The sequence below is a fragment of the Pseudomonas sp. p21 genome (assembly GCF_001642705.1).
Lineage (GTDB): Bacteria > Pseudomonadota > Gammaproteobacteria > Pseudomonadales > Pseudomonadaceae > Aquipseudomonas.
Genome location: NZ_LWBV01000002.1, coordinates 298,234 through 320,296, shown reverse-complemented (window position 1 = coordinate 320,296; position 22,063 = coordinate 298,234). Strand labels below are relative to the sequence as shown.

Here is a 22,063-nt window from a genome sequence, read left to right as displayed (position 1 = left end):
GCGGGCGCGCCCGCTCCCACAGGAATGGCGCATACCAGGGAAAGTCAGCGATCCAGATCGTCCACCGCTTCCTGCAGTTCCTTGCGCGACTCGGCCAGCTTGTCCTTGCGCTTGTTGATCTTCTCCGAATCGCCTTTCTTCTCGGCTCTCTTCAAGTCCTTTTCCCGCTGCGCCACTTCGTGACGGGCTTCGAGCACCTTCTGCTCACGTTCCTTGCGCAGGCTGGCATCTGTGCAGTTGTCGACCCCACGCAGCGCCTCCTCCAGCCCCGCGACCTGGTCGTTGTTGCCGTGGTCACGGGCAATCTTCAACTGGTTCTCGATGGCGCTGCGCTTGGCGGCGCAACCGGTCAGGCCGGCATCCGGCTGGGCCGCTTGTACGGCGCCAGCGGCCAGGCCTAGTGTCGCGAGCAGGAAAAGGGTCGAAATACGTTTCATGAAAAGCCTCCTTGACGGGGCGGGGCAGCAAAAGTTGGGGGAAATCCTGCCTTGGTTTTGCCCATTTAGAAACCCTTGTTGGGTTTTTCCGGCTGAATCTCGGGATTTCCCTACAGGCAAATTGGTAAAAATTCATTGCTCGATGCTTTGCCTGTCGATCCGGAATCCGTCGATCCCTGCCCTGGCCAGCTGCGTTGCAATGGTTTGAACCTCGGTGCTCGCAAAAAATCCTGCAAGCTGTTGCCCGCGCTTTTCACCGATACCGGGTATGGCTTGCCATTCAAGGTTTGTGCGGGCAGCAAGCTCCAGCCAGTCGCCTGTCACCTGCATGCCGGTGGGGGTGGGCGCGCCCAGCCCGCGCAGCCATTGGGCAAAGGGCCGTGAGCGGGCTTGGTCGAAACTGCCCAGCAGCTGCATGGCCGTCGCGCCGCTGATACCCGCTACCTGGCCCAGGCGCTCGGCATCCAGATGCAGCCAGTCGGTCATCGAGGTCACCAGCCCGGCAGCCACCAGTCGGCGCCAGGTGCCGGGGCCGGTGCGCGGCAGGGCCAGCCCCTGCTTGCCGCTGAGCCAGGTGAGGCGGGCAATGAACTGGTCCTCGCAGCCTTCGCTGGCCTGTCAGCAACTGTGGGCATGATGTTGGTCGGGCGCTGGTGCGGTTACCGGTTGGCGCTCGGCGGCGCGGTGCACCACTTGCTCCAGGCGCGGGATGGTCAGCCCGGCAAGGCTGACGGCCACTTGGTCACCGGGGCGGATGTCGAGCTTGAGCCAGCGTGCCAGCGAGCCCAGGCTCACCTGGGTGATTCGCCGGTCGTCCAGGGTAACCGGCAGCACGTGCAACACTGGCGTGACCCTGCCTGTGCGGCCAACGCGGAAGCGTACTTCGCGCACTTCGGCCAGGGCCTGCGTGTACGGGTGCTTCCACGCCGCGATCCAGTAAGGTGCCTTGGCCTGCCAGCGCTCGGCTGGCGGCCGGACGCCTTGGCGCAACACCACGCCATCGGTGGCGAAGGGCAGGGGTGAGCGGTACCAGTACTCACGCCAGTGCGCGGCATCGTCCGCTGTTTCTATGGCGACGCTGTAATCCTGGCTGTGCGCAAAGCCCAGTTCCGCCAGCTTCGCGAGGCGTTCGGCCTGCTGCTCGGGGCCTTGCGGCCAGTCCCACACGAACAGGCCGATGCGCTCGCCTTGCTCACGACTCAGCTGCTTGCGAGCCAGCAGCCCGGCTACCGTCCCTCGGGCGTTGGCGCTGCCTGCCTGGGCTTGCACATGCGCATCCAGGCGCAGGTAAAGTTCGCCCTGCAGTTGCAGGTCGATGGCCTGGGGCAGCTGCCGGTTGATTGCGTCGAGCAGGGGGATGTGGCGGCTCCAGTCGTGCCCCTGCACGCCGTCCCCCCGGCTGATCAACTGCACCAGCCGGCCCTGTCGGTAGATGAGGGACACCGCTACGCCATCGACCTTTGGCTGCACCCAGACATCGGCCTTGCCGGCCAGCCAGCGTTCTACAGCCAGGCGGTCGGCCAGCTTGTCGACGCCGGTATGTGGCACCGGATGCGGGATTGGCCCGCCAGCGCTGGCCAGCGGGGGCGGGGTGGCCGCGATGCCAAAGCACTGCTGCAGGTGCGCCAGGCGCTGGCGGCTCTGGTCATAGAGCTCATCGGGTACGAGCGCAATGCCCTGGCGATGGTAGTGGTCGTCCCAGTGGGCGAGCGTGGCACGCAGTCGGCCTACTTCAGCCTCGACTTGTTGCGGGTTCCAGGTAGGGCATGTGGCGGCACGGGCCAGGGGAGCATTCAACGTCAACAGTAGGGCGAAAAGCAGCATGAGCGGCATGGCCAGCATCCTTGCATGGCGGGTGGGAGCCCTCAGCCTAGGCAGGTAGCGTGCGGGTCGCCATGCAGCGTTTGTCAGCCCATATGTCACAAAAAAGCCCCTGTCGATTGCTCGGCAGGGGCTTTCGTCCAGCGCCGTAGGAAACTTACAGGCCGGCAGCGTCACGCAGCGACTGGGCGCGGTCGGTGCGCTCCCAGGTGAAGGTGGTGAAGGTGTCGTCGCCGACCGTCTTCTGCTGCGGGGTACGGCCGAAGTGGCCGTAGGCAGCGGTTTCCTGGTACATCGGGTGCAGCAGGTCGAGCATGGTGGTGATGGCGTACGGGCGCAGGTCGAAGCACTCGCGCACCAGCTGGACGATCTTGTCGTCGGAGACCTTGCCGGTACCGAAGGTGTTGATCGAGATGGAGGTCGGCTGGGCCACGCCGATGGCGTACGACACCTGGATCTCGCAACGCTCGGCCAGGCCAGCGGCGACGATGTTCTTGGCCACGTAGCGGCCGGCGTAGGCGGCGGAACGGTCGACCTTGGACGGGTCCTTGCCGGAGAACGCGCCACCACCATGGCGGGCCATGCCGCCGTAGGAGTCGACGATGATCTTGCGCCCGGTCAGGCCGCAGTCACCCACCGGGCCACCGATGATGAAGTTGCCGGTCGGGTTGATGTGGTACTGGGTGCCTTTGTGCAGCAGTTCGGCAGGCAGGGTGTGCTTGACGATCAACTCCATCACGGCTTCCTGCAGGTCTTTCTGCGAAACCTCAGGGTTGTGCTGGGTCGACAGCACCACGGCGTCGATACCGACCACCTTGCCATTTTCGTAACGGCAGGTGACCTGCGACTTGGCGTCCGGGCGCAGCCATGGCAGCAGTTTCGATTTGCGCGCTTCGGCCTGGCGCTCGACCAGACGGTGCGAGAAGCAGATCGGTGCCGGCATCAGCACGTCGGTTTCGTTGCTGGCGTAGCCGAACATCAGGCCCTGGTCACCGGCACCCTGGTCTTCCGGGCGGGAGCGGTCGACACCCTGGGCGATGTCCACCGACTGCTTGCCGATGATGTTCATCACGGCGCAGGTGGCGCCGTCGAAGCCGACGTCGGAGCTGTTGTAGCCGATGTCGATGATGACCTTGCGCACCAACTCTTCCAGGTCGACCCAGGCGGAGGTGGTGACTTCGCCGGCGATGATGGCGACACCGGTCTTGACCAGGGTTTCGCAGGCTACGCGGGCGTATTTGTCCTGGGCGATGATGGCATCAAGGACGGCGTCCGAAATCTGGTCGGCGATCTTGTCCGGATGCCCTTCGGACACGGACTCGGAGGTGAAAAGGGAGTATTCGCTCATCTCGAAGGTTCCTGAAATTTACCGATGGTGTATGTCGCCAGCCGTCCGCTGAAAATGGCGGACCTGGATCTGGAAACCGTTACGCAAGCCCACGTACAGGCTGTCCCCGGGGACCAGCCCGGCGGCGTTGGCCCAACGGGCCAGGTCGTCCTGTTCGAAGCCCAGCCAGAGGTCGCCGCAGGCTTCCCGCGCCCACCCCTGGTCATGGCTGCACAGTTCGGTGACCAACAGGCTGCCGCCTGCCTTCACCCGTTTGGCCAGCTGGCGCAAGGCCAGGGCCGGGTCGCTGAAATGGTGCAGCACCATGTTCAGCACAACGCAGTCGGCGGCCACATCCGTTGCACCCAGTGCATCGGCCAACTGCAGGTTCACGTTGTCGAGCCCCTCGCGCTGGCAGACCTGACGCGCCAGTTCGAGCATGGTCGGGCTGTTGTCCAGGGCGGTGACCCGGGCGAAGCGCCGGGCCAGGTCGGGCAGGAAGCCACCGTCGCCGGGGCCGACCTCCAGGGCGCTGGCGGCCGGGTCGAAATTCAGTTTGTCGAGCAACGCCAGCAGGCTTTCGCGGTACTGCGGCAGGCCGGCGATCAGGTCTTGCTGGGCACGGAACTTCTCCTCCACGCGCAGGAAGAAGTCCTGGCTGGTGGCCGCTCGGCGTTGCTGCACCTGGGCGATGCGCGCCTGCACGTCAGGCGGCAGGGCCAGGTCATCCACCTCTTCGAGCAGCGCCGCATGCAGCCGGCCGCCCAGGCGCAGGCTGTCGGGCAGGGCGCGGCGGTAGAAGATGGCATTGCCCTCGCGGCGGGTCGCCACCAGCTCGGCCTGGGCCAGTACCTTCAGGTGGTGGCTCATGCCCGACTGGCCCACGTCGAAGATCTGCGCCAGCTCCAGCACGCCGAACGAGTCGTTGGCCAGGGCGCGCAACACGTTCAGGCGCAACTCGTCGCCACTGGCTTTGCACAGGGCAGCCAATGCTTCGCGTTGCTCGGGGATCGATTGCGCACGGAGGTTCATGGTGCGGCAGTCTAGGCAGGTATCGTTGCCCTAGCAAGGCCAATATCAAAAAGTTTTGATATTGGCTGATGGGCGGAGGGCGAGGCTGCCATTGCTGGCCTCTTCGCGGGCTCGCCCGCTCCCACAGGTTCATTACGGGGCTTGGGAGCTGTACCGAACCTGTGGGAGCGGGCGAGCCCGCGAAGAAGCCAGCACCGTTCCCCGGATTTTTACCCGAAATCAGTGCCAATCAGAGGAAAATCCCCCGACTGCGACCATACGTCATTGCCCCAAGCCCCCCCAGTGGGCGAAAATGGCCGCCTTTTTTCGTGACACCACCTATTCAAGCCCCCCAGGAGATCAGCGATGCCCAGCCGTCGTGAACGTGCCAACGCCATTCGTGCCCTCAGCATGGATGCCGTGCAAAAGGCCAACAGCGGCCACCCAGGTGCCCCCATGGGCATGGCGGATATCGCCGAAGTGCTTTGGCGCGACTATCTGAAGCACAACCCGAGCAACCCGGATTTCGCCGACCGTGACCGCTTCGTGCTGTCGAACGGCCACGGTTCGATGCTGATCTACTCGCTGCTGCACCTGACCGGCTACGACGTCACCATCGATGACCTCAAAGGCTTCCGCCAGCTGCACAGCCGCACCCCGGGCCACCCGGAATACGGCTACACCCCAGGCGTCGAGACCACTACCGGCCCGCTCGGCCAGGGGATCGCCAACGCCGTGGGCTTCGCCCTGGCCGAAAAAGTGCTGGCGGCCCAGTTCAACCGTGACGGCCACACCATCGTCGACCACAACACCTACGTGTTCCTCGGCGACGGCTGCATGATGGAAGGTATCTCCCACGAAGTCGCCTCGCTGGCTGGCACTCTGGGCCTGAACAAGCTGATCGCCTTCTACGACGACAACGGCATTTCCATCGACGGTGAAGTGCACGGCTGGTTCACCGACAACACCCCGGCGCGCTTCGAGGCGTACAACTGGCAGGTGATCCGCAACGTCGACGGCCATGACGCCGACGAGATCAAGACCGCCATCGAGACCGCCCGCAAGAGCGATCGCCCGACCCTGATCTGCTGCAAGACCATCATCGGTTTCGGCTCGCCGAACAAACAGGGCAAGGAAGACTGCCACGGTGCACCGCTGGGCAACGACGAAATCGCCCTGGCCCGCAAGGAACTGAACTGGAACCACGGCCCGTTCGAAATCCCGGCCGAGATCTACGCCGAGTGGGACGCCAAGGCTGCCGGTGCCAAGGCCGAAGCCGAGTGGAACCAGCGTTTCGACGCCTACGCCAAGGCCTACCCGGAGCTGGCTGCCGAGTTCAAGCGCCGTGCCAGCGGCGAGCTGCCGGCCGACTTCAGCGCCAAGGCCCAGGCCTACATCAACGAAGTGGCCGCCAAGGGCGAAACCATCGCCAGCCGCAAGGCCAGCCAGAACGCCCTGAACGCCTTCGGCCCGCTGCTGCCGGAGTTCCTCGGCGGTTCGGCTGACCTGGCCGGTTCCAACCTGACCCTGTGGAAGGGCTGCAAGGGTGTCGAAGCCAACGACGCCAGCGGCAACTACGTGTTCTACGGCGTGCGCGAGTTCGGCATGACCGCCATCATGAACGGCGTTGCCCTGCACGGTGGCCTGGTACCTTACGGCGCAACCTTCCTGATGTTCATGGAATACGCCCGCAACGCCGTGCGCATGTCGGCGCTGATGAAGCAGCGCGTGATCCACGTCTACACCCACGACTCCATCGGCCTGGGCGAAGACGGCCCGACTCACCAGCCGATCGAGCAGCTGACCAGCCTGCGCAGCACGCCGAACCTGGACACCTGGCGCCCGGCCGACGCGGTGGAATCCGCCGTGTCCTGGAAAAACGCCCTGGAGCGCAAGGACGGCCCTTCGGCGCTGATCTTCTCGCGCCAGAACCTGCAGCACCAGGACCGCGACGCCCAGCAGATCGCTGACATCAGCCGCGGCGGCTACGTGCTCAAGGACTGCGCCGGCGAACCTGAGCTGATCCTGATCGCTACCGGTTCCGAAGTGGGCCTGGCTGTACAGGCGCACGCCAAGCTGACCGAGCAAGGCCGCAAGGTGCGTGTGGTTTCCATGCCGTGCACCAGCGTGTTCGATGCCCAGGACGCTGCCTACAAGCAGTCCGTGCTGCCGCTGGAAGTGGGTGCGCGCATTGCCATCGAAGCCGCCCACGCCGACTTCTGGTACAAGTACGTCGGCCTGGAAGGCCGTATCATCGGCATGACCACCTACGGTGAGTCGGCGCCGGCTTCGGCACTGTTCGAAGAGTTCGGCTTCACCCTGGAGAACATCCTAGGTACCGCCGAAGAGCTGCTGGAAGACTGATGTAACTAATGGAGGGCAGTGACGCCCTCCAGGTCGTGCAAGGGGAGGGCTTCGCCCTCCATCGCGACACAAGGCCGCTCCTACAGGGTACTGCGCATGCAGCCCCTTGTAGGAGCGGCCTTGTGTCGCGATGGGCCGCAACGCGGCCCCAATTGCCATCATGCGTTAGCGAGCCAACGAATGCCCCACCTGCGTCCCTACAAAGTTGCACTCAACGGTTATGGCCGTATCGGCCGCTGTGTCCTGCGCGCGCTGTTCGAGCGGGGGGCAAAGGCCGGTTTCGAGATCGTCGCGCTGAACGACCTGGCCGACCAGGCCAGCCTGGAATACCTGACACGCTTCGACTCCACCCACGGGCGTTTCCCCGGTGAGGTGAAGGTCGACGGCGACTGTCTGCATATCAATGGCGACTGCGTGAAGGTGATGCGCAGTGCCACCCCCGAAGGCATCGACTGGGCCGCCCTGGACATCGACCTGGTGCTGGAGTGCTCCGGCGCCTACCACACCCGCGCCGATGGCCAGCGCTTCCTCGACGCCGGCGCGCCGCGGGTGCTGTTCTCGCAGCCGATGGCCAGCGAGGCCGACGTCGATGCCACGGTGGTCTACGGCGTCAACCAGGCCTGCCTGACGGGCAGCGAGCGCCTGGTGTCCAACGCCTCGTGCACCACCAACTGCGGCGTGCCGCTGCTGCGCGTGCTGGACCAAGCGTTCGGCATCGAATACGTGCAGATCACCACCATCCACTCGGCGATGAACGACCAGCCGGTGATCGACGCCTACCACCACGAAGACCTGCGCCGCACGCGTTCGGCCTTCCAGTCGGTGATCCCGGTGTCCACGGGCCTGGCACGTGGCATCGAGCGCCTGCTTCCGGAACTTGCCGGGCGAATCCAGGCCAAAGCGGTACGCGTACCGACCGTCAACGTCTCGTGCCTGGACATCACCCTGCAGACCGCCCGCGACACCAGCGCGGCCGAAGTCAACCGGGTGCTGCGCGAGGCGGCGCTGGAAGGCCCGCTGAAAGGCTTGCTGGCCTACACCGAGTTGCCGCATGCCAGCTGTGATTTCAACCATGACCCGCATTCGGCGATCGTCGATGCCAGCCAGACCCGTGTTTCCGGCCCTCGCCTGGTGAACCTGCTGGCCTGGTTCGACAACGAATGGGGGTTTGCCAACCGTATGCTCGACGTTGCCGAACACTATCTGCACGTCGTTCACCCAACCCGCAACAAACAGCCCTGAAGGACTGCATTCATGACCGTGTTGAAGATGACCGACCTCGACCTGCAAGGTAAGCGCGTACTGATCCGCGAAGACCTCAACGTGCCTGTGAAGGACGGTGTGGTAGCCAGCGATGCGCGTATCCTGGCAGCGCTGCCGACCATCAAGCTGGCCCTGGAGAAGGGCGCGGCGGTAATGGTCTGCTCGCACCTGGGCCGCCCGACCGAGGGTGAGTTCTCTGCCGAGAACAGCCTCAAGCCGGTCGCTGACTACCTGAGCAAGGCCCTGGGCCGCGACGTGCCGCTGGTTGCCGACTACCTCGACGGTGTCGAGGTCAAGGCCGGTGACCTGGTGCTGTTCGAGAACGTGCGCTTCAACAAGGGCGAGAAGAAGAACGCCGACGAGTTGGCGCAGAAATACGCCGCCCTGTGCGACGTGTTCGTCATGGACGCTTTCGGTACTGCGCACCGTGCCGAAGGTTCGACCCATGGCGTTGCCAAGTTCGCCAAGGTCGCCGCTGCCGGCCCGCTGCTGGCAGCCGAGCTGGATGCCCTGGGCAAGGCCCTGAAGGCCCCGGCCAAGCCGATGGCGGCCATCGTTGCCGGCTCCAAGGTCTCCACCAAACTGGACGTGCTGAACAGCCTGAGCTCGGTCTGCGACCAGCTGATCGTCGGTGGCGGCATCGCCAACACCTTCCTGGCTGCAGCCGGCCACCCGGTGGGCAAGTCGCTTTACGAGCCTGACCTGGTCGACACCGCCAAGGCCATCGCCGCCAAGGTCAGTGTGCCCCTGCCGGTCGACGTGGTGGTTGCCAAGGAGTTCGCCGAGAGCGCCGAAGCCACCGTCAAGGCCATTGCCGACGTTGCCGCTGACGACATGATCCTGGACATCGGCCCGCAAACCGCAGCCAACTTCGCCGAGTTGCTGAAGTCGTCGAAGACCATCCTGTGGAACGGCCCGGTCGGCGTGTTCGAGTTCGACCAGTTCGGCAACGGCACCAAGGTGCTGGCCAAGGCCATCGCCGAGAGCGCCGCGTTCTCCATCGCCGGCGGCGGTGACACCCTGGCAGCGATCGACAAATATGGCGTTGGCGCCGATATCTCCTACATTTCTACCGGTGGTGGCGCCTTCCTCGAGTTCGTCGAGGGTAAGGTCCTGCCAGCCGTGGCAATCCTGGAAGAGCGGGCCAAGGCCTGATGACGTCGGCGCTTGGCAAAGGGAGTGGCCTGATGGTCAAGCAATTGCCTGTGATGATGCTGGCTGGTCTGCTGAGCGCCTGCGCCGGCAGCCCGGCCTCGGATGCCGACCCGGCGCAGCCGCCCAAGGGTGGTTGCTACCAGTCCGAGTGGCAGGCCGAGACCGTGCCGGTCATCAGCAAGCGCGTGGGCCCGGAGGGCCTGGAAAAGTACGACGAAGACCACCAGCGCAAGGCGCCGGGTTGCCCTTGATCGGGTAATAGGCAACCTGAAGGCTGATTTGTGGTCTTGAGAAGGGGCCGCTGTGCGGCCCATCGCGGGCTTGCCCGCTCCTACAGGTACAGCGCTTGACCTGTGGGAGCGGGCAAGCCCGCGATGGGCTGCACAGCAGCCCCAAATCGAGGAAACTGAATGAAAGCGCTTTTGGCCGTGACGGCCCTGGCGACACTGGCAGGATGCTCACTGCTGCAGCCGGCGCAACCCGCCCCGGCAGACGACTGGACCCGTTGGGTCTGCGACACCCAGGCTGAAGTGCTATGGCGTTTCGCCGATGCGCAGCGCGACCAGGTCGATGTGCGCCTTGGTGGCGGCGACCAGGTCTACCGGCTCAAGGCCGAGCCGGGGGCATCGGGTGCGCTGTACAGCGATGGCATGCTGGCCTTTCACACCAAAGGCGAAGAAGGCCTGGTGTACTGGGTGGCAACCAACGATCTGATTGGGCGGGGCTGCAAGGCACCGTGACTGGCCGGGCCGCGAGGGTGGCCCACACTACTTGAACAGCAACCGCCCCTGCGGCAGGCTTGCACGAAACAAACGACGCTTGTCGGGAGAGAGATACACAATGGCACTCATTAGCATGCGCCAGATGCTGGACCACGCCGCCGAGTTCGGTTACGGCGTACCAGCTTTCAACGTCAACAACCTCGAGCAGATGCGCGCCATCATGGAAGCGGCCGACAAGACCGACTCCCCGGTGATCGTGCAGGCTTCGGCCGGTGCCCGCAAATACGCTGGCGCCCCGTTCCTGCGCCACCTGATCCTGGCTGCCATCGAAGAATTCCCGCATATCCCGGTGTGCATGCACCAGGACCACGGCACCAGCCCTGACGTCTGCCAGCGTTCGATCCAGCTGGGCTTCAGCTCGGTGATGATGGACGGCTCGCTGGGTGAAGACGGCAAGACCCCGACCGACTACGAGTACAACGTCCGCGTTACCCAGCAGACCGTTGCCATGGCCCACGCCTGCGGCGTTTCGGTAGAAGGCGAGCTGGGTTGCCTGGGTTCGCTGGAAACCGGCATGGCCGGTGAAGAAGACGGTATCGGCGCTGAAGGCGTGCTGGACCACAGCCAGATGCTGACCGACCCGGAAGAGGCCGCCGACTTCGTCAAGAAGACCCAGGTCGACGCCCTGGCGATCGCCATCGGTACCAGCCACGGTGCCTACAAGTTCACCAAGCCACCAACCGGTGACGTGCTGGCCATCGACCGCATCAAGGAAATCCACAAGCGCATCCCCAACACTCACCTGGTGATGCACGGTTCGTCCTCGGTACCGCAAGAGTGGCTGGCGATCATCAACCAGTACGGCGGCGACATCAAGGAAACCTACGGTGTACCGGTCGAGGAAATCGTCGAAGGTATCAAGTACGGCGTGCGCAAGGTCAACATCGACACCGACCTGCGCCTGGCTTCCACCGGTGCCATGCGCCGCCTGATGGCGCAGAACCCGAGCGAGTTCGACCCGCGCAAGTTCTTCGGTGAAACCGTCAAGGCCATGCGTGACGTGTGCATCGCCCGTTACGAAGCCTTCGGCACCGCTGGCAATGCCTCGAAGATCAAGCCGATCTCCCTGGAAGGCATGTACCAGCGCTACCTGAAAGGTGAGCTGGCGGCCAAGGTCAACTGATCTTCTGGCATGAATGAAAAAGCCCGCAGCGATGCGGGTTTTTTCATTTTCGGGTGATAGAACCTGGCATCGATGTCGGCCTCTTCGCGGGCACGCCCGCTCCCACATTGAGCATGCAAACCCTCCAGTCCGTGCAGTACCTGTGGGAGCGGGCATGCCCGCGAAGAGGGCGGCACATATTTCCCGGCAAACTGACCGTTAGTCGGCTACCGTACAGTTGAGGCATTGATAGCGTTCTGATTGCATTGCGTGTTACCCGCTCAGGTCTAGAGTACAAGTGGATCCAAGCGTACCTTGAAGTCGGTCACATAATAGAGAAGCAGCATGGATGGCGCTCACCCTCACCCTCACCCTCAGCCACTGGATGGCAACTCGGTTCTTCTGGTGGTAGATGATTACCCCGAAAACCTGATCAGCATGCGGGCATTGCTGGCCCGTCAGGATTGGCAAGTATTGACGGCAAACTCAGGAATGGAAGCCCTGAGCGCGTTGCTCGAACACGATGTCGACCTGGTCCTGCTGGATGTACAGATGCCGGAGATGGACGGCTTCGAAGTCGCCCGGCTGATGCGCGGCAGCCAGCGCACCCGGCTGACCCCGATCATTTTCCTCACCGCCAACGAACAGTCCGAAGCGGCCGTGCTCAAAGGCTACGCCAGCGGCGCCGTGGACTACATGTTCAAACCGTTCGACCCGCAAATCCTCAAGCCCAAGGTCCAGGCCCTGCTCGACCAGCAGCGCAACCGCCGCATGCTGCAGCGCCTGACCCGCGAGCTGGAAGCGGCCAGGGCGTTCAATGCGTCGATCCTGGAGAACGCTGCCGAGGGCATTCTGGTGGTGGATGCCCAGGGCGTCATCAGCTTTGCCAACCCGGCCATTTCCCGTTTGTTGTCAGCGCCGGTGCAGCAGTTGCAGGGCGCCCATCTGCTTGACCTGGTGCAACTGACCAGTGCCAGCCTGTGGAACGAGTCGGACTTCTACCAGGCCTATCTGGAGCGGCGCATCTTCCGCGTGCACGATGCCCAGCTGCGCACCCTGGGCGGCGAGCTGGTGCCGGTGGCGTTGTCCTGCGCACCGTTGCCGGCCGACCAGCAGGCCATGGTGGTCACCGTGCTGGACATGTCGGCGGTGCGCAGCCTGCACCAGCAGCTGGAATACCAGGCTGTCACCGACCCGCTCACCGGCCTGCTCAACCGCCGCGGTTTCTACCAGGCCGCCGAAGGTGCGTTGCTGCGCAACGAGCGCTCGGACAAGGCGCAGGCGCTGATGTACATGGACCTGGATGGCTTCAAGCGCATCAACGACTCGCTCGGCCACGACGCGGGTGACCGGGTGCTGCACTGGGTGGCCGAACAGCTCAAGGATTGCCTGGGCAGTGAAGCGCTGCTGGCGCGCATGGGCGGCGATGAGTTCACCGCGCTGTTCGACAGCCTGCCTTACCCGGAGCAGGCCGGGCGCTATGCCGAGCGGCTGCTGGAACGCATTTCCATCAGCCACCAGGTGGAGGGGCTGGATGTGAGCCTTGGGGTGAGCATCGGCATCGCCACCTATCCGGACTGCGGGGCCAATGTCGAAGGCCTGCTGCGTGCGGCCGATGCGGCGATGTACGCGGCCAAGCAGGCCGGGCGCCAGCAGTATCGCTTCTACGATCAGGAGCTCAACGGCCGGGCGCGCTCGCGGCTGATGCTTGAAGACAGCGTACGCGCGGCCGTCGAGCAGCAAGACTTCACCCTGGTTTATCAGCCGCAGGTTGGCTTCAACGATGGCCGCCTGCGTGGCTTCGAGGCCTTGTTGCGCTGGCAGCATCCCAGTGTTGGCGACGTACCGCCGGGGCTGTTCATCCCGTTGCTGGAAGAGGCGCGCCTGATCAACCGCCTGGCCAGCTGGATCTATCGCCAGGGCGCGGCCCAGCGCCAGGCCTGGTACCAGCGTTTTCCGGCGGACCTGGTGCTGGGTATCAGCCTGAGCCGCGCGCAGTTCGCCATGCCCAGCCTGGCCGACGAACTGCATCGGGTCATCCAGCTTTACCAGCTGGACCCGGCGCAGCTGGAAGTGGAAGTGGCGGAAACCTCGCTGATGTACAACATCGATGCGGCCGTGAAACAGATTCACCGTTTGCGCGAGCTGGGCGTGCGGGTGGCGCTGGATGACTTTGGTGCCGGCGACTGTTCGTTGCGCATGTTGCGCGACCTGCCGATCGATACCCTCAAGCTCGACCGCCATCTGGTGGCGCGCCTGCCCGACTCGGCAGTGGATGCCGCGTTGGTGCGCAGCGTTATCAGCCTGTGCGCCGACTACCGTATCACGGTGATCGCCGAGGGCGTGGAAACCCCGGCCCAGGCTGCCTGGCTCAAGGCCAATGGCTGTGAGTACGTGCAGGGCTTCCTGGTGGCTTACCCGATGACCGCGACGGATGCCAGCGCCTTCCCGGCGATTTTCTCCTGGCCAGGGCCATGATTGGCTAGAATCGGCGTTCGTTACACCGAATGCAGTGCCATGACCGTATTACGTTACTTGCAAGCCTACCCCCCGCACCTGCAGCAGCAGGTGCGGCAGATGATCGACAGCGGCCGCCTGGGCGAGTACCTGCAGCGCCGCTACCCTGACCGCCATGACGTGCAAAGCGACAAGGCGTTGTACGGCTATGCCCAGGATTTGCGTCAGCAATACCTGCGCAGCGCGCCGAACCTGGACAAGGTGCTGTTCGACAATCGTCTCGACCTGACCCATCGGGCCCTGGGCCTGAACACGGCGGTATCAAGGGTGCAGGGCGGCAAGCTCAAAGCGAAGAAGGAAATCCGCATTGCCTCGCTGTTCAAGGAGGCCGCGCCGCAGTTCTTGCGTATGATCGTGGTGCACGAACTGGCACACCTGCGCGAGCGCGAGCACAACAAGGCGTTCTACCAGCTCTGCCAGCACATGGAGCCGGACTATCACCAACTGGAATTCGACCTGCGCGTCTACCTGACCTATCGGGAGCTGCCGGGCAACTGTTAAGGACCACGCAGCATGGAAGTGAGCAAGACCAAGAGCAGCTTCTACCGCCGCCTGTACGTGGCCTGGCTGATCGACAGCCAGACCGCGACCAGCGTGCCGGCCCTGATGGGGGCCACCGGCATGCCCCGGCGCACTGCCCAGGACACCATTGCGGCGCTAGCCGACCTGGATATCGTCTGCGAGTTCGAACAGCAGGAAGGCGCGCGCAACCACGCCGGGCATTACCGCATTCATGACTGGGGGGCGATCGACAAGCAGTGGATCATCCAGCACCTGCGGCAGATTCGCGAAGTGCTGGGGTATCCCTGAGCAATTTACGATCGCGGCCAAAATAGAGGCAAAATGACACTATTGGCCGCTGCCCTCGGCAATGGCTTTGTGTAATCTCATCGGCAGTGTGTGCCCCTCCATTGCGAAAGGACGTGAGCATGCGGCAACTGCTTTGTGTTCTGGGATTTCTGGCATTGATGCTGGCAACACCTGTTCTGGCTCAGGACAAGTTGCGTTTGGTGGCGGACAGCTGGCCGCCGTTTACCGATGCCAGCATGCCGGGCGGCGGCCTGGCGACCAGCATCGTCACCACGGCGCTGGCCAGGGCAGGCTACGCCAGCGGGTTCGAAGAAGTGCCTTGGGCGCGGGCGTTGCTGGGGGTGAGTGAAGGGCGCTATGACGTGCTGATCAACGCCTGGTACAACGACTCGCGCGCCCGCATCGGGCAGTTTTCCACCGGCTACCTGACTAACCGCATTCGCTTGCTGCAGCGCAAGGGCGAGGCGTTCCGCTACAAGAGCCTGTCGGACTTGTATCCCTACAGCATCGCCGTGGTGCGGGATTACGCCTATTCCCCCGAGTTCGACCGCGACACCCGCCTGCACAAGGTGCCGGTGCGCAACTTTTCCTCTGCGGTACGCATGCTGGCGGCAGGGCGGGTGAACCTGGCAGTGGAAGACGAATACGTGGCCCGTTACAACTTGCAACGCGAGCTGCCGGAGGTACGCGACGGGGTGATGCTGGTTGAGCCGCCGCTGGGAGAGAACACCTTGCATATCCTGGTCAGCCTGAAGCACCCGGAGCATGAGCGGATCGTCGAGCGGTTCGAGCAGGCGATTGCGGCGATGAAGGTGGATGGCAGTTTTGCGCGGTTGCTGCGCCAGTATGGCTTCTGATTTCTACTGCCTGTGCCGGCCTCTTCGCGGGTGAACCCGCTCCCACAGGAACACCACAAGCCTCAAGTCCTGTGAGATACCTGTGGGAGCGGGTTTACCCGCGAAGAGGCCGGCACAGGCGATAGTACAACTCAGGCCGGCGCACCTTCCTTGATCAGGTGTGCAGCCAAGGTCCGCAACGGCCCCAACTGTCGGCAGATCAACGCCAACTGCGTCTGCACCAACCGCTGATGCTCGTCCAGCTCCTCCGGCATCTGCTCCAGGGCATTGGCCAGCGCCTCTTCGGCATCACTGTGAATCGCCACCGGCAGCCGCGCCGCCAGGCCATTGGCAATCTCGTCCAGGCTGCGGGCCAGGCTTTGCCCGGCGCCTTCGATCAACTGCTCCTGCACCTCCGCTGGCAAAGCCGTGTCGCGGTGTGCGCCCAACCCCGAGAGGTAGCTGAGCAAGGTGTGCGACAGCACCAGGAAGCGGAAGCCAACGTCGGCCTCCTTACGGAAATGCCCCGGCTCCATCAGCATGTTGGCCAGGGTGGTGGACAGCGCTGCGTCGGCGTTGTGGGCGTTGCGCCGGGCCAGGCGGTAGGCCAGGTCATCGCGCTTGCCGTGGGCATACTGCTGCATGATCTGCCGCAGGTACACGCTGGCGCAGGCCAGGGTATTGGCCAGCGCCTTGTTCAGCCGCCGCCCCTGCCAGTCGGGGAGGAACAGGAACACCGCGAGGATGGCGATCAGGCTGCCGACCAGGGTATCGAACAGGCGCGGCAGGAACAGCCCATAGCCATCGCCGATCTGGTTGAAGCAGAACAGCACCATCAGGGTGATCGCGGCCGTGGCCAAGGTGTAGCGGGTGGTGCGGTTGACGAAGAACACCACCCCGGCGACCACGGCGAACAGCGACTGAATGACCGGGTTGGGGAACAGGTCGAACAACGCCCAGCCCACTGTCAGGCCGACGGCGGTGCCGAAGATTCGCTGTACCAGCTTGCGCCGTGTCGCACCGTAGTTGGGCTGGCACACGAACAGCGTGGTAAGGATGATCCAGTAACCCTGGGTCGGGTGGATCAGGTGCACCATGCCATAGCCGATCGACAGCGCCAGCGGCAGGCGCAGGGCATGGCGGAACAGCAGCGAGGTCGGTGTCAGCTGAGTGCGCAGGCGGGTCCACACGTCCTTCAGCGAGCGTGGCGAGCGGTCGAGCAGGCTACTGTCGCTGGCGTCGGCCAGGCTGTCCGGGTTGCTGGCGGCGCTGAGCAGGCGGTCCAGCGTCGCCAGGTTGGCGGCCAGCGCTCGCAGCGAGCGCAACAGGCCGCGCCAGGCCGGGTTGCTCTGGATGCGCAGGTGCTCAAGCGAGGCGTTGAGGTCTTCGAGGGCTTCGGGATAACCGCTGGCCAGCACGAACGGCTGACGCAGGCGGATCGAGCGGGCCAGCTCCTGGCAGGATGAGCCTTGCTTACGCAGCAGACGCTGGCAGCGGAACATCACGTCGCTGTGGAAAAAAGCCTCGGTCAGGGCGTTGTAGGGATAGTGCGAAGCACTGACCCGTTCATGGATGTCCTGGGCCAGGAAGTACAGCTTGAGGTAGCGGCTGACCTTGGAGTTCGGCTGACTGTTGCCCACCCGGTGCAGGATGATTTCCTTGGCCGCGTTGAGCGCCGCCACCACCTTGCCGTTCTGCTGGGCCAGTTCCAGGCGCCGGGCTTCGACGTCAAGGGTGCGGATGGGTTCGAACAGGCTGGCCTTGAGCTTGAGGTAGCTGCCCAGCTCGAAGAACAGCTTGGCCAGGCTCTGCTGCACCGGCTGGTTGGAAAACAGCGCCTGCCACAGCACCGACAACAACCCGTACCAGGCCGCACCCGCCACCAGCAGCAGCGGTTCGTGCCAGAAGTCGGTGACCTGGCCGCCGCGCTGGTCCACGCCGATCATGGTGTATACCGCCGTGATCAAGGTCGCCGAAGCGATGGCGCCATAGCGCTCGCCCAGGGCACCGAGCATGGTCAGGCCGAAGGCAGCCAAGGCCAGGGCAATGACGAAGATCCAGGGGTAGGGGAACAGCAACTCGACCGCCAGCGCGGCGATGGCAAAACACACCAGGGTAACGGCCAGGGCGCTGAGGCGGCCCTGCCAGCTGTCGTCGGTTTCGGCGAGGGCGCTGGCGATGATGCCGAGGAACAGCGGAATCAGCAGGGCCATCTCGTTCTGGTACCAGCACAGGGCCAGGCTGCCGGTGAGGGCGATGGTCACCCGGATGCTGTAGCTGAACTTGTCTTGGCCCCACAGGCGACGCAGTGACTGACGGAACGAGCTCGATGACATGATGGCCTGCTAGGCAGTGAGCGAATGAATGCATTGCAGCACGGCCAGCAAGAAGCGTTCCGTGCTGCTGAATGGATTCTACTCTACACGAACTGCGCTGCGGCGTTGGCGGATGCCCAGGCCCACTGGAAATTGAACCCCCCCAGGTGGCCGGTCACATCCAGCACTTCACCGATGAAGTACAAGCCGGGGCTCTTCAGCGATTCCATGGTCTTGGACGACACCTCGCGGGTGTCCACGCCGCCCAAGGTCACTTCGGCGGTACGGTAGCCCTCGGTGCCGGCTGGTACCACTTGCCAGTTCGCCAGCTTCTCGGCGATCTGTGCCAGTTCCGCCGGGGTGTACTGCTTCATGGGCCGGGACTCGAACCACTGATCGGCCAGCAGGTTGGCCAGCTTGCGGGTAAACACCTCGCCCAGCACGGTCTTCAGTTCGGCGTTGGCGCGTTCGGCCTGCATCTGTTGCAGCCAGGTCAGTGCATCGCGGTCGGGCAGCAGGTTGATCTCGACCGTGTCACCGGCTTCCCAGAACGACGAAATCTGCAAGATCGCCGGGCCGCTCAGGCCGCGGTGGGTGAACAGCAGGTTCTCGCGGAAGCTGGTGCCGTTACAGCTTGCGGTGCAATCCAGCGAGGTGCCGGACAACTCGGTGCACAGTGCCTTGAGTTGGGGCTCGGTGATGGTGAAGGGCACCAGCCCGGCGCGGGTCGGCAGCAAGGTGTGGCCGAACTGGCGGGCCACCTGGTAGCCGAAGCCGGTGGCGCCCAGGGTCGGGATCGACAGGCCGCCGGTGGCGATCACCAGCGACTGGCAGGCGAACTGGCCGCCGCTGGTCTGCAGCAGGTAGCCGCTTTCGGTCTTTTCGATCTGTTCGATGCTGGTGTGCATGCGGATCTCGGCACCGGCCTCGTCGCATTCGGCCAGCAGCATGTCGAGGATGTCGCTGGCCTTGTTGTCGCAGAACAGCTGGCCGAGCTTCTTCTCGTGGTAGGCCACGCCGTGTTTGCACACCAGCTCGATGAAGTCCCACTGGGTGTAGCGGGCCAGGGCCGACTTGCAGAAGTGTGCGTTCTGCGAGAGGAAGTTGCCCGGCTCGGTATACATGTTGGTGAAGTTGCAGCGGCCGCCGCCGGACATGAGGATCTTCTTGCCCGGTTTGTTGGCATGGTCGAGCACCAGTACCCGGCGGCCACGGCGGGCGCTGAGCTGGGCGCACATCAGGCCGGCGGCGCCAGCGCCGAGGATGATCACGTCGGTGGAGTGCACGGTGTAAACCTTATGAGAAAGAAACACAGAACCCTGTGGGAGCGGGTTCACCCGCGAAGGCGGCAGTGAGCCCACCATCGCATTCGCGGGTAAACCCGCTCCCACAGGGACCTTGCCTGGCTTTAGATAATGCGGACTTTCAGGGATCGCCCCTTGATCTTGCCGCTGTTCAAGCGCTGCATGGCCTGTTTGGCCAGCGGCCGCTCCACGGCCACGAAGGCCTGGAAATCGAAGATCGCGATCTTGCCCACCTGCTTGCCCGGGATCCCGGCATCACCGGTCAGCGCCCCGAGGATATCGCCCGGGCGCAGCTTGTCCTTGCGCCCGGCGGCGATGCACAGGGTGCTCATCAGTGGTAGCAGCGGCTCACCGCCCTTGTGCTTCAGGCTGTCCAGCTGGTCCCAACGCAGCGGGCTCTTCTGCAGGTCTTCGATGGCCTGGGCGCGGTGGCCCTCGGCTGGAGCCACCAGGCTGACCGCAATACCTTTCTCGCCGGCACGGCCAGTACGGCCCACACGGTGCACATGGATTTCCGCATCACGCGCCAGTTCGACGTTGATGACCATGTCCAGGCCATCGATGTCCAGACCACGCGCGGCCACGTCGGTAGCTACCAGCACCGAGCTGCTGCGGTTGGCGAACATGGTCAGCACCTGGTCGCGGTCACGCTGCTCCAGGTCGCCGTGCAGGGCCTGGGCAACGATGCCCTTGGCGGTCAGGTGGGCGACCACATCCTCGCACTGCTGCTTGGTGAAGCAGAATGCCACGCAGGATTGCGGGCGGTAGTGGCCGAGCACGCGGGTGACGGCCTCAAGGCGTTGTTGCGGGTCGATCTCGATGAAGCGCTGCTCGATCTGGTTGTCGGCGTGTAGGCTCTCGACCTTGACCTGCTGCGGGTTGCGCATGAAATCAGCGGCCAGTTGCTTTATGCCGGCGGGGTAGGTGGCCGAGAACAGCAGGGTCTGGCGCCGCGACGGGGTCTTGCCGATGATGCTGGCGATGGCATCGAAGAAGCCCATGTCGAGCATGCGGTCGGCTTCGTCCAGCACCAGGGTGTTCAACCCGTCGAGCACCAGGGTGCCCTTGTCCAGGTGCTGCTGGATGCGCCCCGGGGTGCCGACGATGATGTGTGCGCCGTGCTCCAGCGAAGCGATCTGCGGGCCCAGCGAAACGCCGCCGCACAGGGTCAGGATCTTGATGTTGTCCTCGGCGCGGGCCAGGCGGCGCAGCTCCTTGGCCACCTGGTCGGCGAGCTCGCGGGTGGGGCACAGCACCAGCGCCTGGCAGCCGAAGTAGCGTGGGTTGATCGGGTTGAGCAGGCCGATGCCGAAGGCGGCGGTCTTGCCGCTGCCGGTCTTGGCCTGGGCGATCAGGTCCTGGCCCTTGAGGATGACCGGCAGGCTCTGGGCCTGGATCGGCGTCATCGAGGCATAGCCGAGGGCGTCCAGGTTGGCCAGCATGGCAGTGGACAGCGGCAAGGTGGCAAAGGCGGTGGATTCGGTGGTCACGAGGCGGGCCTGCGGTGCGAAGCGAAAAATGCCGCACAGTCTACCAGCCTCGTGGCCATTCGCCCTACGACTCCATGTGTTGTTCCGGACGACGGGCACGCCTTCCGTCCGTCGGCGCCAGTTGCAGGAAGATCGCCGCTGCCAGCATGGCCATTACGCCGATGGTGACGAAGGTCAGCTGGAACGCGCCCAAGGTGGTTTCCACACCCTCGGCGCTGCCGGCTGCGGTAAAGCCGCCTAGCAATGCGCCGGCACAGGCCACACCCAGGCTCAGGGCCAACTGCGCGACTACCGACAGCAGGCTGTTGCCGCTGCTGGCACTGGCGTCGTCGAGGTCGATGAGCGTAACGGTGTTCATCGCGGTGAACTGCATGGAGTTCACCGCGCCCAGAAGACCGAGTTGCACCAGCAGCAGCCAATAGGGTGTCTGCTCGTCCACCAGCCCCAGGCTGGCCAGCAGCACGCCCAGCAGCAAGGTATTGCCGGTGAGGATGATGCGGTAGCCGAACCTTTCGATCAGCGGCCGGGCAATGGACTTGGCCAGCATCGCCGCCGCCGCCAGCGGGATCATGCTCATGCCGGCCTGTGCCGGCGAGTAGCCCAGCGCCACCTGCAGCAGCAACGGCACCAGGAACGGCAGGGCGCCGCTGCCCAGGCGGGCGAACAGGTTGCCGAGGATACCGATGGCAAAGGTGCGTACCCGGAACAGGCTGGGCGAGAACAGCGGCTCCGGGTCGCGCCCGGCACGCAGCCAGTAGGCCGCCAGGCATGCCATGCCGGCGAACAGCAGCAACATCACCCGCAGGTGCGGCAGGTGCAGTTCGCCAAGGCCTTCCATGGCGATGGTGATCAATACCATCGCGGCGCCAAACAGCAGGAACCCGGGGCCGTCGAACGTGGTGCGCTCGGCGCCGCGCAGGTCGGGGATGAACTTCCACACGGCGTAGCAGCCGACCAGGCCAACCGGCAGGTTGAGCAGGAAGATCCAGTGCCAACTCAGAATTTCCACCAGCCAGCCGCCAACCGTTGGGCCCAGCAGTGGCCCAAGCAGGCCGGGGATGGTGATGAAGCTCATGATGCGCACCAGCTCGGTGCGCGGGTAGGCACGCAGTACCACCAGCCGCCCGACCGGCAGCATCAGCGCACCGCCCAGCCCCTGCACGACGCGGGCGAAGATCAGGAAGCCGAGGCTGTTGGCGGCGGCGCACAGCAGCGAGCCGAAGCTGAACAGCAAGATGGCGCTGAAGAAGATGCGCTTGGTGCCGAAGCGGTCGGCGATCCAGCCCGAAGCGGGGATCAACAGGGCCACAGTGAGCATGTAGGCGATGATCACGCCCTGCATGCGCAGCGGGTCTTCGGCCAGCGAGCGGGCCATGGCCGGCAGTGCGGTGTTGAGAATGGTGCCGTCCAGAGACTGCATGAAGAAGGCGATGGCCACCACCCAAGGGATCCAGCGGGCGGTGACAGGGTCCAGCGGAGCGCGTTCGGGCATGACTTCCTCGTTTGTCAGTGCCGGCCTCTTCGCGGGT

Annotated in this window: 17 protein-coding genes and 1 pseudogene; 10 read left to right on the top strand and 8 right to left on the bottom strand. The window is 64.5% G+C overall.

From position 1 onward, the window contains the following. Positions 1 to 44: 44 nt before the first annotated feature. The 4 genes and pseudogenes from A4C63_RS06430 to A4C63_RS06415 all read right to left on the bottom strand — a co-directional run bounded on the left by A4C63_RS06430 (position 45) and on the right by A4C63_RS06415 (position 4,617). On the bottom strand, positions 45 to 437 hold the full coding sequence (locus tag A4C63_RS06430) for a DUF1090 domain-containing protein (protein ID WP_063911981.1): 393 nt from the start codon (positions 435 to 437) through the stop codon (positions 45 to 47). A gap of 132 nt (positions 438 to 569) precedes the next feature. After that, positions 570 to 2,270: pseudogene (ligB, locus tag A4C63_RS06425) on the bottom strand (NAD-dependent DNA ligase LigB). Positions 2,271 to 2,415: 145 nt separating this feature from the next. Then, a complete protein-coding gene (gene metK, locus A4C63_RS06420) occupies positions 2,416 to 3,606 on the bottom strand; it encodes a methionine adenosyltransferase (RefSeq protein ID WP_063911980.1) in 1,191 nt (396 codons plus the stop codon). An 18-nt stretch (positions 3,607 to 3,624) separates the two neighbouring features. Further along, positions 3,625 to 4,617, bottom strand: coding sequence for a metalloregulator ArsR/SmtB family transcription factor (locus tag A4C63_RS06415; protein ID WP_063911979.1), 993 nt, complete (start codon positions 4,615 to 4,617; stop codon positions 3,625 to 3,627). A 345-nt stretch (positions 4,618 to 4,962) separates the two neighbouring features. On the opposite strand from A4C63_RS06415, the gene tkt reads away from it, so the two are divergent. From tkt to A4C63_RS06365, 10 genes are all read left to right on the top strand, one after another. After that, positions 4,963 to 6,960, top strand: coding sequence for a transketolase (tkt, locus tag A4C63_RS06410; protein WP_063911978.1), 1,998 nt, complete (start codon positions 4,963 to 4,965; stop codon positions 6,958 to 6,960). A 180-nt stretch (positions 6,961 to 7,140) separates the two neighbouring features. Beyond that, positions 7,141 to 8,202 carry an erythrose-4-phosphate dehydrogenase gene (epd, locus tag A4C63_RS06405; protein ID WP_015272057.1) on the top strand — a complete coding sequence of 354 codons (1,062 nt, stop codon included), beginning with the start codon at positions 7,141 to 7,143 and terminating at the stop codon, positions 8,200 to 8,202. A 12-nt stretch (positions 8,203 to 8,214) separates the two neighbouring features. Next, positions 8,215 to 9,378, top strand: a complete 1,164-nt coding sequence (locus tag A4C63_RS06400; RefSeq protein WP_063911977.1) for a phosphoglycerate kinase — start codon at positions 8,215 to 8,217, stop codon at positions 9,376 to 9,378. After that, the gene (locus A4C63_RS06395) at positions 9,378 to 9,629 is read left to right on the top strand and encodes a hypothetical protein (RefSeq protein WP_025340881.1); all 252 of its coding nucleotides are present in this window, start codon (positions 9,378 to 9,380) and stop codon (positions 9,627 to 9,629) included. The genes A4C63_RS06400 and A4C63_RS06395 overlap by 1 nt, the downstream gene beginning before the upstream one ends. A gap of 159 nt (positions 9,630 to 9,788) precedes the next feature. Beyond that, positions 9,789 to 10,118: an MliC family protein gene (locus tag A4C63_RS06390; protein WP_063911976.1), complete on the top strand. Its 330-nt coding sequence runs from the start codon at positions 9,789 to 9,791 to the stop codon at positions 10,116 to 10,118. A gap of 100 nt (positions 10,119 to 10,218) precedes the next feature. After that, positions 10,219 to 11,283, top strand: a complete 1,065-nt coding sequence (gene fba, locus A4C63_RS06385) for a class II fructose-bisphosphate aldolase (protein ID WP_016712383.1) — start codon at positions 10,219 to 10,221, stop codon at positions 11,281 to 11,283. 324 nt (positions 11,284 to 11,607) lie between these two features. Next, positions 11,608 to 13,740, top strand: a complete 2,133-nt coding sequence (locus tag A4C63_RS06380; RefSeq protein ID WP_063911975.1) for a bifunctional diguanylate cyclase/phosphodiesterase — start codon at positions 11,608 to 11,610, stop codon at positions 13,738 to 13,740. Positions 13,741 to 13,779: 39 nt separating this feature from the next. Continuing rightward, positions 13,780 to 14,280: a M48 family metallopeptidase gene (locus tag A4C63_RS06375; RefSeq protein ID WP_063911974.1), complete on the top strand. Its 501-nt coding sequence runs from the start codon at positions 13,780 to 13,782 to the stop codon at positions 14,278 to 14,280. A gap of 12 nt (positions 14,281 to 14,292) precedes the next feature. Continuing rightward, positions 14,293 to 14,589: a helix-turn-helix domain-containing protein gene (locus A4C63_RS06370; RefSeq protein ID WP_063911973.1), complete on the top strand. Its 297-nt coding sequence runs from the start codon at positions 14,293 to 14,295 to the stop codon at positions 14,587 to 14,589. Positions 14,590 to 14,708: 119 nt separating this feature from the next. Next, positions 14,709 to 15,446 (top strand): ABC transporter substrate-binding protein, encoded by a 738-nt coding sequence (locus A4C63_RS06365; RefSeq protein WP_063911972.1) that lies wholly within the window; start codon positions 14,709 to 14,711, stop codon positions 15,444 to 15,446. A 131-nt stretch (positions 15,447 to 15,577) separates the two neighbouring features. Here the strand turns inward: A4C63_RS06365 and yccS are convergent, their stop codons facing one another. From yccS to mdtD, 4 genes are all read right to left on the bottom strand, one after another. Then, entirely contained in the window at positions 15,578 to 17,761 is a 2,184-nt protein-coding gene (yccS, locus tag A4C63_RS06360; protein WP_063911971.1) for a YccS family putative transporter, read from the bottom strand. An 83-nt stretch (positions 17,762 to 17,844) separates the two neighbouring features. After that, positions 17,845 to 19,026, bottom strand: coding sequence for an NAD(P)/FAD-dependent oxidoreductase (locus A4C63_RS06355; protein ID WP_063911970.1), 1,182 nt, complete (start codon positions 19,024 to 19,026; stop codon positions 17,845 to 17,847). A 122-nt stretch (positions 19,027 to 19,148) separates the two neighbouring features. Next, the gene (gene dbpA / locus A4C63_RS06350) at positions 19,149 to 20,486 is read right to left on the bottom strand and encodes an ATP-dependent RNA helicase DbpA (RefSeq protein WP_233687397.1); all 1,338 of its coding nucleotides are present in this window, start codon (positions 20,484 to 20,486) and stop codon (positions 19,149 to 19,151) included. Between the two features lie 112 nt (positions 20,487 to 20,598). After that, positions 20,599 to 22,026, bottom strand: a complete 1,428-nt coding sequence (mdtD, locus tag A4C63_RS06345; RefSeq protein WP_063911969.1) for a multidrug transporter subunit MdtD — start codon at positions 22,024 to 22,026, stop codon at positions 20,599 to 20,601. Positions 22,027 to 22,063: the final 37 nt, after the last annotated feature.